Consider the following 13,635-nt stretch of genomic DNA (forward strand, 5'->3'; position numbering starts at 1 on the left):
ATGCGTCGTTCCAGAAGCGTCGCCAGCGAAACGATTCAGGCCGAGGGCAGTCAACCTGTGCGCACTTCATGAACAGGAGCTCAGTCTATGAACGGCCAAGGAGAATCCGCCGCTCGCAACACCTTCAGTCCCCCCGTGTTCTGGACCTCGACCGGCATCCTGCTGGCCCTGGTGCTCTACGCCAGCGTTTTCCAGGCCAATGCCCAGGAGGTGTTCGGGACGGTCCAGACCTGGATCATCGGCAATCTCAGCTGGTTCTACATTCTCGCGGTGGCCATCATCCTCGGCACTGTGGTCTTCCTGGGCGTCAGCCGTTACGGCGACATCAAGCTCGGACCAGACCACAGCGAGCCCGATTACAGCAGCACCACCTGGTTCGCCATGCTGTTCTCGGCGGGCATGGGCATCGGCCTGATGTTCTTTGGCGTCGCCGAGCCGGTGATGCACTTTCTCTCGCCGCCGGTAGGCGCTGGCGGTGGTGTCGATGCCGCCCGCGAGGCGATGAAGATCACCTTCTTCCACTGGGGCCTGCACGCCTGGGCGATTTACGCCATCGTCGCCCTGATCCTGGCCTATTTCAGCTATCGCCATGGCCTGCCCCTGACCCTGAGATCGGCGCTCTATCCGCTGATCGGCGAACGCATCTATGGTCCCATCGGCCATGCGGTGGACATCTTCGCCATCATCGGTACCGTACTGGGCGTCGCCACTTCCCTTGGCTTTGGCGTGGCCCAGATCAACACCGGGCTCAACGCGCTGTTTGGCATTCCGATTTCAGTACCGGTGCAGATCGTGCTGATCATCGTTACCACCGCCCTGGCCACCCTGTCCGTGGCGACCGGTCTGGACAAGGGCGTCCGTCGGTTGTCCGAGCTGAACCTGGGGCTCGCGCTGCTGCTGATGGTCTCGGTGATCGTGCTCGGCCCCACCGTGCTGATCCTGCAGACCTTCGTGCAGAACACCGGCGGCTATCTCAGCGAGATCGTCAGCCGCACCCTGAACCTCAATGCCTACCAACCTACCGACTGGATCGGTGGCTGGACGCTGTTCTATTGGGGCTGGTGGCTGGCCTGGTCGCCCTTCGTCGGGCTGTTCATCGCGCGCATCTCGCGCGGCCGGACCATCCGCGAATTCGTTTCCGGTGTGCTGCTGGTGCCCGCCGGCTTCACCCTGCTGTGGATGACCGTGTTCGGCAACACCGCCATTCACATGATCCTCACCGACGGCTTCACCGATCTCGCCGCCGCGGTAAACAAGGACAGCTCCCTGGCGCTATTTGCCTTCCTGGAGCACTTCCCGCTGCACAGCGTGATTTCCATGGTGGCCATCGTCATGGTGGTGGTGTTCTTCGTCACCTCGGCCGACTCGGGCGCCATGGTGGTGGACATGCTGGCCTCCGGTGGCCAGGACAAGACACCGGTCTGGCAGCGGGTGTTCTGGGCCTCCAGCATGGGGCTGGTGGCCATCGCTTTGCTCTTGGCCGGTGGCCTCAAGGCGCTGCAGACCGCCACCATCGCCAGTGCGCTGCCGTTCACCATCGCGTTGCTGTTCAGCATGCGCGGACTGCTCAAGGCACTCAAGCTGGACGCCACCAAGCGCGGTCTGCGGCATCAGGCGCTGAGCATCTCGCCACCCACCATGAGATCGCCCGGAGGCTGGCAGCGCCGGCTGCGCGGTCTGGCGATGTTCCCGCGACGCAGTCATGTGGTGCGCTTCATCGGCGAGGTGGCCAAGCCGGCCTGCCTGGCGGTGGCTGAGGAATGGCGCAAGCAGGGTTATATCTGCAGCGTCGAAGACCGTGACGATGGCGGCGTACGCCTGAGGGTCGGCCCGGCCGATCAGCCGGAGTTCGTCTACCAGGTAAGACCCCACGCCTATGCCATGCCCAGTTTCGTCATGGGCAGCGAGCCGAACGAGGAGCGCAAGTACTTCCGCGCCCAGGTCTATCTGCGCGAGGGTGGCCAGGACCATGACGTCATGGGCTGGTCGCGCGAGGACGTCATCGGCGACATCCTCGATCAGTACGAACGCCACATGCATTTCCTGCATCTGGTGGGTTGAGAACCTGTCCACGATCTGCTGCGCGTCGGCCAAACTGCGTTGAAAATGCCTTCGGAATGCTCATTTACCACTCGTAAACTCCGCTTCCTCAGGCATTTTCGCCTTGTTTGTCTCTAGCTCGCGAGATCGTGAACAGGTTCTGAAACGAAAAAGCCGGGCGCAGTGCCCGGCTTTTTCGTGGTGCGGCGTCTGGGTCACTTCACCCGGAAGCGCCGGACCACCGCGATCAGCTGCTCGTTGGACGACTGCACCGCCGCGGTGCTCTCGGCGGTACGCTGCCCGCTGGTGACCAGATCGTCGACGATATGGCGTACGGCGACCATGTTCTGGTTGATCTCGCCGGCCACCGCGCTCTGCTCCTCGGCGGCCGCGGCGATCTGGGTCGACAGGTCGCTGATGCGCACCACCGAACCGCTCATCTCGTCCAGGCCGTCGGTGACCTCACGGGTCTTCTCGGCGGTGCTCTGGCAACTGGTCTTGGTCACTTCCATGGCCGCGACCGCGGAACTCACGCCCTGCTGCAAGCGGCTGAGCATCTCGTTGATCTCGGCGGTGCTCTGCTGGGTGCGTCCGGCCAGGGCGCGCACCTCGTCAGCCACTACCGCGAAGCCACGCCCCTGCTCGCCGGCCCGGGCCGCCTCGATGGCGGCGTTGAGCGCCAGCAGGTTGGTCTGGCCGGCGATCTCGCCGATCACCCCAAGGACATCGTTGATGCGCTGGGCATCGCTCTGCATGGCCTGCACCTTGAGGGTGGCGTCTTCCACCTGGTCGACCAGGGCGAACACGCTGGCGGAGGCCTGTTGAACCACGGCGCGCGATCGCTCGGCCTGGCCGTTGGCGGCCTGGGTGAGGGAGGCGGTATCGCTGGCACTGCGGGCCACGGAGTCGGAGGTGGCGCTCATCTCGGTGATGGCCGTCACCGCCTGGTCGGTTTCGCTGGCATGGCGGGCCAGGATGGCACCGTTCTGCTGGGCCTGGCCGTGCAGTTGCTTGAGGCCGGTGTCGATGCGGTCGGTGGCGTCGCCCACCTCGCCGATCAGTCGCTGCAGATAGCCGATGAAGCCGTTGACCGCGCCGGCCACCGCATCCACCTCGTCCTTGCCGTGCACCGGGATGCGTCGGGTCAGGTCGGCATCGCCTGCCGAGAGCGATTCGATATTGCGTTGCAGCAGACCCAGCCGACCCATCAGCTTGCCGAGCGCCAGCACCATGATGCCCACCAGCAGCAGGACCAGCGGCAGCTGGATCGCCGCCAGGGTCTTGAGGATGCCGGTGTTGGTCGCCGCGATGAGCGAGGTGGGCAGCGCCGTGGCCAGCAGCCAGGGCGTGCCGGCCAGCGGGCGCAGGAAGAAGGTGTGGGGCGTGCCGTGCTCGTCGACATAGGTGTCGCGCACCACCGCCTCACCCTTGAGCTTGCCGAGGTTCTGCTGGATGGCGGCCACGAAGGGCGAACGGGCGGCATAGGCCGAGACGTTGTTCAGGATCTGCGAATCGCCGAGTTCGCTGAGGTTGCTGAGGATCTTGCCGTCGGCCTCGACGATCATCATGTCGGTGTCGTCGAGTTCCTTGCGCAGGCTGTCCACCAGGGGATTGAAGAAGCCCAGGGTGAGGTCGATGGTCGAGACGCCAAAGGCCTTGCCGTCGCGCTGGATGGCCATGGCGCAGTTGGTGCGCGGCTCGGCGCTGGCGGCGTCCTTGTAGGCGGCGGCCCAGACGCACTGGCCGGCGGGCCCCTTGAGGCCGGCCTGGAACCAGGGCTGCTCCCAGTAGTTGAGCGACTCGGGGGAGTTCCAGTGGGTGTTGACGATCAGCTTGCCGCCGGCATCGCGGTGATAGAAGGTGCTGAACTTGTCGCGCCCTTGCTCGCGCTGGTTGGGCAGCGGCCAGATGCCGCCGCCGAACACCTTGGCATCGCCGTACTGGTCCACCAGGCCGGGTAGTACCCGGTCGATGGCGGCGCTGTCCAGCAGCGGCACGGTCTGGGTGATGGAGCGCTGCTGCGCCTGGATCTGGTTGAGTTCGCGATAGATGCGGGTGCCCACCTCGTTGACGCGGGTCAGCACGGCGGATTCACCGGCGGCGACCAGGTCCGGGGTCACCCACAGGCGGATGCCGATGACGGTGGCCGCGAGGGTCGCGCCGATGAAGCCTAGGAAGATCAGGGTGTAGCGGGTCCGAATGGTGTTCAAGGCCATGGTGTCGCTCCTGCGGTTACAGCGTCTTTCACGCTGCGAAAGGCATCCTTGGCGGTGTTCTGAACAGGGATGTCAGAGCCTTATCGGCGTGCGATGTGTGACCTTTAGTCGCAGAGGGGTCGAGATATCAAATCGCCATTCCGGTCGTGGCGTGACCTGCTAGCCGCTTTTTAGTCAGAGGATTGCGCCGTGCAGCGATCAGGATCGCAAGGCGCGTAGCTCGCCCTGCCAGACGCCTGCGTGCCGGCGGACGATCACCAGGCAGGGGCCGTCTCCTGGCGCCGCGACCAGGCACTGGCCATCGGTCTGCCAGAATGCACTGCGACCCACGCAGGCATAGCCGCCGGTGGGCGCGCCGTGGTTGGCCATGAGCACGGCCATGTTCAGCCGCCGGGCATGGCCGGCCAGCAATGCGCTGTCGGCGGGATAGCCGGTCGGACCTATCACCGCCGAGGCCAGGTAGAGATCGGCGCCCTGGACGCGAGCGGCATCGGCATGGGCCGGGTGATTGCTGTCGGCGCAGATGGCCAGGGCGGCCTTTACGTCCCGTACCTCCAGCAAATCCCCACCATTACCGGGGACGAAGGGCGGTGTCTCGCCCGGATGCAGGTATTGCTTGGTGTGGACGCGACAGCGGCCATCGGCGCCGAGGATCAGCGCACCGATCTGCAGCCCCGTCGGACCCTGGATCGGCGCCCCGACCACGGCCGTGAGCCCGGCCACACGGCAGGCCTCGCGCAGGGGCCGCAGGCGTGCATCGGCACCGTCCAGCGTCAGCGCTGCCGCCAGGGTCGGTTCATAGCCGGTCAGGGACAGTTCCGGAAACAGCAGGAGCTCCACCCCGGCGTCGGCCGCCGCGGCGATGAGGTCGAGATGGGTGCGCAGATTGGCGGCGAGATCGCCGGCGATCGAAACGGACTGGGCGGCGGCCAGGGTAAGGGTGGGCATCGAGACTCCAGAGCAAGCGGCAGCGACCGGGCGATCCGGGCCCGTCCACCGCGGGTGTTGGGGCGTCCAGCTGGGGGGCACGATAGCTCCGTGCTACCCGAATACGCTGGGTTGCCTGCCGGTTATACCGCTATCGCTACCTCTCAGTATTTGGCGCGGAAGCGCCTCGCTATAGTCGGGCCGTCTATCAATTTCAAGAATAACAGGACGGGTCATGGCGATAATCAACTATGTAACGGAGATCCGCTTCGGCGCCGGCTGCGCGGCCGAACTGGCCGAGGTCAACGCGCGGCTGGGCTTCCAGCGACCGCTGATCGTCACCGACCGGGGCGTGGTGGCAGCCGGTCTCATCGAGCAGCTGATGGCGCTCAATCCCCTGGCCGCCTACCAGGTGTTCGACGCCACCCCGGCCAATCCCACCGAGGCCGCCACCCGCGAGGGCGTCGCCTGTTTTCGGGACGCGGAATGCGACGGCATCATTGCCGTCGGCGGCGGGTCGCCCATCGACCTGGCCAAGGCCATCGCCGTGTCCGCGCGTCATCCGGGACCGCTGAAACAGTTCGCCGTCATCGAGGGCGGCCTGGCGCGCATTACCGCGGCGACGGTGCCCATCGTGGCCATTCCGACCACCGCCGGCACCGGCAGCGAGGTGGGACGTGGGGCCATCATCATTCTCGATGATGGCCGCAAGGTCGGCATCCTCTCGCCCCATGTCATCCCGCGGGTGGCCATCTGCGACCCCCTGCTGACGCTCAGCCTGCCGCCGCACCTGACCGCCGCCACGGGCATGGACGCGGTGGCCCACTGTATCGAGACCTTTCTCGCGCCCGGCTTCAATCCGCCGGCCGAGGGCATCGCGCTGGACGGCCTGCGCCGGGCCTGGCGCCATCTGGAGCTGGCGTTCAACGAACCGGACAATCTGGAAGCCCGTACCCAGATGCTCAGCGCCTCGCTGCAGGGGGCGCTGGCCTTCCAGAAGGGGCTGGGCTGCGTGCACAGCCTGAGTCACTCGCTGGGTGGCATCGATCCGCGGCTGCACCATGGCACCCTCAACGCGGTCCTGCTGCCGGCCGTGGTGGCCTTCAACCGGAGCGCGGAATCGGTGATCCGCGACGAGAAACTCGAACGCCTGGCGCAGGCCATGCAACTGCCGGCGCAACTGTCGGTGGAGCAGGCGCTGGCGCACAAGGCCGAAGCCCTGCGGCTGCCGACGGGACTGGCGCAGATGGGCGTCGACCCGGGACTCATCCCGCGCATCGTTAGCGGCGCCCTGGCCGATCACAGCCACAAGACCAATCCCCGGGAAGCCTCGGCGGAGGACTATGCCCAACTGATCAGGGCCTCGCTCTGAAGCCCTGTCGTCCGTAGCGGAAAGCCCTTCCGCTGCAGCGTCGTCCGCCGTCCTGCCTTGCGCCCCGACTCGTTCCGGGCGGGCAATGGGCTGCGGATGACCGACGACTGCCCTGCAACACCCTCGCGACAATCACAACAATTAAAGGACGCGAAACATCATGGCCCATCCCAGTACCAGCGCATCCCCGGTGCCGTTCGATCCGCTCTATCGCAAGGTCGCCTGGCGCGTGTTGCCCCTGCTGCTGCTCGGCTACATCATCGCCTATCTCGATCGGGTCAATGTCGGCTTCGCCAAGCTCGCCATGCTCAGCGACCTCGGCCTGTCCGACGCGGCCTATGGCCTGGGCGCCGGCATCTTCTTCATCGGCTACTTCATCTTCGAAGTCCCCAGCAACCTGATGCTGCATCGCGTCGGCGCCAAGCTGTGGATCGCGCGCATCATGATCACCTGGGGCCTGGTCTCGTCGCTGATGGCCTTCACCGGGCCCATCGCCCAGTGGCTGGGCATCAGCCATGAGCTGACCTTCTACGGCCTGAGGTTCCTGCTCGGCGTCTGCGAGGCGGGCTTCTTCCCCGGGGTCATCCTCTACCTGACCTACTGGTTTCCCTCGGCGCTGCACAGCCGCATGATGGCCATCGTCATCCTCGGCAACCCGGTGTCCTTCATCTTCGGTGGTCCGCTCAGCGGCGCCATCATGTACTACATGGGCGGCAGCAGCCTGCTGGCCGGCTGGCAGTGGATGTTCGTCATCGAGGCCGTACCGGCCGTGGTGGTTGGGGTGGTGGTGCTCTGCCTGCTGGATAACGGCATCCAGGATGCCAAGTGGCTGAACGTGCAGGAAAAGGCCGAGCTCACCCGGCGCCTCGCTGTGGAGGCCGCGGAAAAGCCCCGCATCGCCCTGAAGCGCCTGTATGCCCTGCCCATCATCTGGCTGCTGACCGGCATCTACGTCCTGCTGATGCTCGGCAACTACGGCATCAATTTCTGGGTGCCGACCATCATCAGGAACGCCGGGGTGGCCTCGGTCCTGGACATCGGCCTCATCACCGCCATCCCCTATGTGTTCGGCGCGCTGACCATGGTCTGGATCACCCGTCAGGCCCAGCGCACGGGTAACCAGCGCGCCTATGGCGCCCTGATGTCGGTGCTGGCCGGTATCGGCCTGATCCTCTGCGCGGCCTTTCCCCAGCACCTCCTGCTGATGATCCTGGGGGTCGCCTTCGCCGTGGGTGGCAGCCTGAGCGCCATCGCGCTGTTCTGGGGGCTGCCCGGCGCCTTCCTGCAGGGCGCCGCGGCCGCGGCCGGCATCGCCATCATCAACTCCTTCGGCAACCTGGGCGGCTTCGCCGGCCCCTATCTGCTGGGCCTGCTGACCACCCTGTTCGGCTCGGCGCAAGGGGGGCTGATGCTGCTCGGGGGTTGCCTGCTGGTGTGCGCGGCGCTGATGCTGTGGGTGACCCGACGCCCCGGTCAGTCGACCACCGGGCTGCTGGCCGAGTAGCCACGCCGGGATAGCCGCGCGTTTTCGAGCGGAAGCGACCGCCGTTCGCTTCCGCTTTCCTTGTCAGTGAAGAGGACGTCATGGATCTGGTCAGCGAGTTGCAAACCATCGTCGGGCGGCGCCATGTCCTGCAGGGCGACGCCGCGACCCGACGCTTCCGCCTGGGAATCCGCTATGGCGGCGGAGCGGTGCTCGCCGTGGTCCAGCCCGGCACCCTGCTGGAGATGTGGCGGGTGCTGCAGCGTTGCCACGGCGCCGGGACCATCATCATCTGTCAGGCGGCCAACACCGGTCTGACCGGCGGCTCCACCCCGGTGGCCGAGGGCTACGACCGGCCGGTGGTGCTGATCAACACCCTGCGCCTGACCCGCCTGGTCCTGCTGCGCCAGGGCGAGCAGGTGCTGTCCCAGCCAGGCGTGACCCTGAGCCAGTTGGAGACGACGCTGAAACCCCTGGGGCGCGAGCCCCATTCGGTGATCGGCTCGACCTGCATCGGCGCCTCCGTCACCGGTGGCGTCTGCAACAATTCCGGCGGCTCGCTGATCCGTCGCGGACCGGCCTTTACCCAGCTGTCGCTGTTCGCCCGCATCGACGAGGCCGGGCAACTGCAACTGGTCAACCATCTGGGCCTGGCGCTGGGCGACACCCCCGAGGAGATCCTCACCCGGCTCGACGAGGGCCGCTTCGACGACAGCGCCGTGCAGGACCCGGTCGGGGCCATGGCCTCCGATCGCGAATACGCCCGCCATGTCCGCGACGTGACCTCGGCCACCCCGGCCCGCTACAACGCCGATCCGCGGCGGCTGTACGAGGCCTCGGGCTCGGCGGGCAAGCTCGCCGTGTTCGCCCTGCGCCTGGATACCTTTGCCGCCGATCGCAATACCCGGGTGTTCTACATCGGTTCCAATCGAGCGGCTGACCTGGAAGCCATCCGCCGGCACATCCTGGTCAATTTCGCCTCTCTGCCGATTGCCGGCGAGTACATGCACCGCACGGCCTATGAGCTCAGTCGCACCTACGGCAAGGATCTGTTCCTGTTTATCCAGCGTTGCGGTGCGCAGCGGGTACCCCAGGCCTTTGCCTGGAAGACCCGCTTCGATGCCCTGAGCGAACGCCTGGGCCTGGGCGCCCAGCTCGGCGACCGACTCCTGCAACGCCTCGCCGCGCCGCTGCCCGAGCATCTGCCAGCGCGGCTCAACGCGTTCGCCGAGCGCTTCGAGCATCACCTGCTGCTCAAGATGGGCGAAGAGGGCATCGACGAGGCGCGCGCCTATCTGCAGGCCTGGCTGCCCAGCGCGGACGCGGACTTCATCGAGTGCGATGCGGAAGAGGGCAACGCCGCCTTCCTCAATCGCTTCGCGGTCGGCAATGCCATCAACCGCTACCGCGCGGTGCACCGGGACAGCGTGGAAGACATCCTCGCCCTGGATATCGCCCTGCCGCGCAACACCCAGGACTGGTTCGAGACCCTGCCGCCGGAGCTGGCGGAGCAGATTGAGGTGACCATGTATTGCGGGCACTTCTTCTGCCACGTGCTGCACCAGGAGTACCTGGTGAAGAAGGGGCACGACTGCGCGGCGCTCAAGCGTCGCCTGCTGGACCTGCTGGATGCCCGCGGCGCCCGCTATCCGGCCGAGCACAATGTCGGCCACCTCTACGCCGCGGCGCCGGAACTGGAGCGGCACTATCGCCAGCTCGATCCGACCAACGCCTTCAATCCCGGCATCGGGCAGCTGACGCGGCGCCATCGCTGGCAGGAGGACTGCTGCGCGGAGCACTCCAGCGACGCCATCGCCGCGGCGGCGAAGGCGGCCCGAGCGGCGCCTGCGGAGACGAGTCGCACGTCCTGAACGGGAGTGCCGGGCGGCTCAGTTTTCCTGCTGGATCGCGTAGAGCGATTCCACCAGCAGCGCGAACGCCGGATTCTGCTGAGCGCTGCGCCGCGAGACCAGCTCATAGGGTTCGCTAGGGGACCTGAGCTGCAGCGGCAGGCGACTGACCAGGCCATGCTGGCAGACATAGTCCGCCACCTCGACCGAGACCAGCGCCACCAGCCGCGGATCGCGGCTCAACAGTGACAGGGTGGTCAGCGCCGAGGTGGTCTCGATCAGGTGCAGGGGAAAGGGTAGCTGCGCCTCGAAGAACTCGTGTTCCAGGGTGCGCCTCATGGGCATGTTGGCCCGATAGACCACCCAGCGACTGTCGGAAAGATCCTGCAGCTCGACCCGTTCGCGCCGGGCGGCCGGATGGGAGGCGTGGGCGATGACCGCGAGGGACTCGTCCTTGATGACCAGGGTATCGTAGCTTTCCGGCCGCTCGCTCACCGACAGGCGACAGATGGCCGCGTCCAGCCGTCCCTGGTCGATCAGACCGAGCAGGGTCGTGCTGGTGTCCTCCACCACCTCGATGGACAGCCGCGGCTGCAATTCCAGCAGCCGCGAGATGGCATGGGTGAGCAGGGGCACGGCGCCCATTATGGTGCCGATGGCCAGCTTGCCGCCCGAGCCGCTGGCGATGGCGTGCAGCTCATGGCGCAGATTGTCCAGGTCGGCCTGGATCAGGCGGGCGAAGCGAATGGCGCAGGTGCCCGCCGGGGTCGGCAGCAGGCCGCGGTTGGTGCGCAAGAACAATTCCACTCCCAGGGTGGACTCCAGCTCCTTGAGCGCCTTGCTGGCGCCTGGCTGCGTGAGCCCCAGGCCTTCCGCGGCGTTGAGCAGTGAACCCTTTTCCGCCAGGGCGATGAGCAGGCGCAGCTGCTTGGCGTGCAGGCGCGACATGATGGTGTTGAGGCTGGCGAGATTCTTCATTGACTGAACGTTATACCGCAGTGGCTGCGATCACATCCTCAACAATAAACAGCGGGTACGAGGTCTGGCTCGATTCGTTGGGCTTCGGCGATAGAACCGCCTCAACCCAACCTACGGGGCTGTGTAGGTTGGGTTGAGCGCCAGCGAAGCCCAACGGACCGGCGTCAAGGCGCGCATCCGGTCCCTCACCCCAACCCTCTCCCGGAGGGAGAGGGGGCGGCAAAGGCGCGAAGGGAGGCAGCGGCACTGAGAGGCACGCTTTTACCCTCCCGAAGGGAGAGGTTAGCGTTCAAGGCGCGCAGGGAGGCAGGACGGTATCAGGGGGCACGCTTCTACCCCTCTCCCTTTGGGAGAGGGTTGGGGTGAGGGCGTAAGGGAGGCGGGGCGGTATCAGCAGGATGCCGGCTTCTACCCCCTCTCCCTCTGGGAGAGGGTCGGGGTGAGGGATGATCCCCATTAGAGCAGTGTAAAACTCCCCTCGCGCACCCGCTCCGAATCCAGGCCGACCATCACCTTGAATTCGCCCGGTTCCGAGACCAGCTTGAGGTCGTTGTTGTAGAAGCGCAGGTCCGCCTCGGTGATGGGGAAGTCCAGCTCGCGGCTTTCGCCCGGTTGCAGCATCACCTTCTGGAAGCCCTTGAGCTCCTTGACCGGTCGCGCCAGGGAGGCGGTCACGTCGTGCAGGTAGAGCTGCACGACGGTGGCGCCGGCGCGGGTGCCGGTGTTCTTGACCGTGACCTTGGCAGTCAGGGTGTCGCCCTTCTTCAGGGTGGCGCTGGACAGCTGCGGCGCCGAGACGTCGAAGGTGGTGTAGCTCAGGCCGTAACCGAAGGGGTAGAGCGGGCCGTTGACGATGTCGAAGTAGCGCGAGGTGTACTTGTTCGGCTTGGCCGCATCGAAGGGGCGACCGCTGCTCAGGTGGTTGTAGTACAGCGGCACCTGGCCCACTTCGCGGGGAAAGGTCATGGTCAGCTTGCCGGAGGGGTTGTGGTCGCCAAACAGCACATCGGCCACGGCGTTGCCGCCCTCGGTGCCGGGGAACCAGGCTTCCAGCAGCGCACTGGCCTGCTCCTGTTCCCATTCCAGCGCCAGCGGGCGGCCGTTCATCAGCACCAGCACCAGCGGCTTGCCGGTGGCCTTGAGCGCCTTGATCAGCTCGCGCTGGGTGTCGGGCACGCTGATGCGGGCGCGGCTGGAGGCCTCGTGGGCCATGCCCTGGGATTCGCCGACCACGGCCACCACCACCTCGGCCTGGCGCGCGGTGGCCACGGCTTCGGCGATCAGCTCGCTGGCACTGCGCGGATCCACCGCGACCGCCGGTTCGTAGGAGTTGAGGTAGGCCAGCACATCGCGGTCGTCCAGCAGGTTGGCGCCCTTGGCATAGAGCACCTTGCCTTGACCGGCCACGGCGTTTTCCAGGCCGCGGCGGATGGAGACGGCCTGGGCGGCCACGCCGGCGGCGGACCAGTTGCCCATGACGTCGCGTGGACTGTCGGCCAGCGGACCGACCACCGCCAGGGTGGCGCCCTTGCGCAGCGGCAGCACGGCCTTTTCGTTCTTCAGCAGCACCAGGCTCTCGCGGGCCACCTGGCGCGCCTCGGCGCGGTGCAGGCGCGATTCGGCGTTGGTGTCGACCGGATCCTGGCCCTGCAGGCGGCGATAGGGATCGTCGAACAGGCCCAGGCGGTACTTGGTCAGCAGCATGTCGCGCACGGCCTGATCGATCTCGGCCTGGGTCACCTTGCCGGCGGCCAGCAGGGCGGGCAGCTGCTTGCCATAGACGTCGTCGTGCATGTTCAGCTCGACGCCGGCCTTGAGCGCCTGCTCGGCGGCGTCGCGGGTATCCCTGGCCACGCCGTGCAGCACCAGTTCGTTGATGGCGCCGTGATCGCTGATCAACAGACCCTGGTAGTTCCAGTCCTTGCGCAAGAGGTCCTGCAGCAGCCAGCGATTGGCCGTGGCCGGCACGCCATTGATGCTGTTCAGGGCCACCATCACCGCCCCGGCACCGGCCTCGGCGGCGGCGCGATAGGGTGGCAGGTAGTCCTGCATGAGCCGCTGCGGACTCATGTCGACGTTGCTGTAGTCACGTCCGGCTTCCACGGCGCCATAGCCGCCGAAGTGCTTGATGCTGGCCATCAGGCTGTCGGGGGCGCGCAGGTCGTCACCCTGGTAGGCGTGCACCAGGGTGGCGCCGATGCGCGAGGTCAGCCAGGTGTCTTCGCCGAAGGTTTCCGAGGCACGGCCCCAGCGCGGTTCGCGGGTCACGTCGACGGTGGGGGAAAAGGTCAGGTCGAGGCCATCGGCTGCCGCTTCCAGGGCGGAGATGCGCCCGCTGGTGGCGATGGCGTCGAGATTCCAGGTACTGGCCAGGCCCAGGTTGATGGGGAAGATGGTGCGCATGCCGTGGATGACGTCATAGGCATAGAACAGCGGGATCTTCAGCCGGCTGTGCACGACCTGGTCCTGCATCTGGCGGATGTCGGGGCGGGTCACAGTGTTGAACATGGCGCCCACCTTGCCGGCGCGGATGTCCGCCATGATGGCTTCCTTGGGATAGTCCGGCCCGACGCTCACCAGGTTGAGCTGGCCGATCTTTTCCTCCAGGGTCATCTTCGCCAGCAGGGCGTCGACATAGGCGCGCGCCGGATCCTGGTTCTGCGCCGGGGCGAGGGTGGCGCTGACCGCCAGTCCCAGGCCGAGCATGAGTGCGGTGAGGCGTGGTGCGTTCAACATCGTCCCCAATTCCCTGTGCGTACTTTCTCGTTG

The 13,635-nt window shown here is 66.5% G+C and carries 8 protein-coding genes and 1 pseudogene; 4 read left to right on the forward strand and 5 right to left on the reverse strand.

Going from position 1 to position 13,635, the window contains the following annotated elements:
• Positions 1-87 precede the first annotated feature (87 nt).
• A complete protein-coding gene (locus tag QE444_RS08575) occupies positions 88-2,061 on the forward strand; it encodes a choline BCCT transporter BetT (protein WP_187978623.1) in 1,974 nt (657 codons plus the stop codon).
• A 194-nt stretch (positions 2,062-2,255) separates the two neighbouring features.
• Here the strand turns inward: QE444_RS08575 and QE444_RS23545 are convergent, their stop codons facing one another.
• From QE444_RS23545 to QE444_RS08585, 3 genes and pseudogenes are all read right to left on the reverse strand, one after another.
• Positions 2,256-2,963, reverse strand: a complete 708-nt coding sequence (locus QE444_RS23545; protein ID WP_405046464.1) for a methyl-accepting chemotaxis protein — start codon at positions 2,961-2,963, stop codon at positions 2,256-2,258.
• A 153-nt stretch (positions 2,964-3,116) separates the two neighbouring features.
• Positions 3,117-4,256: pseudogene (locus tag QE444_RS23550) on the reverse strand (cache domain-containing protein); the annotation flags it as partial.
• 198 nt (positions 4,257-4,454) lie between these two features.
• A complete protein-coding gene (locus QE444_RS08585; RefSeq protein WP_309737882.1) occupies positions 4,455-5,204 on the reverse strand; it encodes a carbon-nitrogen hydrolase family protein in 750 nt (249 codons plus the stop codon).
• A gap of 214 nt (positions 5,205-5,418) precedes the next feature.
• On the opposite strand from QE444_RS08585, the gene QE444_RS08590 reads away from it, so the two are divergent.
• The 3 genes from QE444_RS08590 (at position 5,419) to dld (ending at position 9,909) form a co-directional block, all read left to right on the forward strand.
• Complete coding sequence (locus QE444_RS08590) at positions 5,419-6,555, forward strand: iron-containing alcohol dehydrogenase (RefSeq protein ID WP_133859930.1); 1,137 nt, start codon at positions 5,419-5,421, stop codon at positions 6,553-6,555.
• A 160-nt stretch (positions 6,556-6,715) separates the two neighbouring features.
• A complete protein-coding gene (locus tag QE444_RS08595) occupies positions 6,716-8,059 on the forward strand; it encodes an MFS transporter (RefSeq protein WP_280310433.1) in 1,344 nt (447 codons plus the stop codon).
• A gap of 80 nt (positions 8,060-8,139) precedes the next feature.
• The gene (dld, locus tag QE444_RS08600; protein WP_187978627.1) at positions 8,140-9,909 is read left to right on the forward strand and encodes a D-lactate dehydrogenase; all 1,770 of its coding nucleotides are present in this window, start codon (positions 8,140-8,142) and stop codon (positions 9,907-9,909) included.
• Positions 9,910-9,927: 18 nt separating this feature from the next.
• Here dld and QE444_RS08605 read toward each other — a convergent pair whose 3' ends face one another.
• Positions 9,928-10,866 (reverse strand): LysR family transcriptional regulator, encoded by a 939-nt coding sequence (locus tag QE444_RS08605; RefSeq protein ID WP_273862689.1) that lies wholly within the window; start codon positions 10,864-10,866, stop codon positions 9,928-9,930.
• A 456-nt stretch (positions 10,867-11,322) separates the two neighbouring features.
• Entirely contained in the window at positions 11,323-13,602 is a 2,280-nt protein-coding gene (bglX, locus tag QE444_RS08610; protein WP_187978629.1) for a beta-glucosidase BglX, read from the reverse strand.
• Between the last annotated feature and the right edge of the window lie 33 nt (positions 13,603-13,635).

This window comes from Pseudomonas sp. SORGH_AS_0199 (assembly GCF_031453735.1).
GTDB classification, from domain to species: domain Bacteria; phylum Pseudomonadota; class Gammaproteobacteria; order Pseudomonadales; family Pseudomonadaceae; genus Chryseomonas; species Chryseomonas aestiva.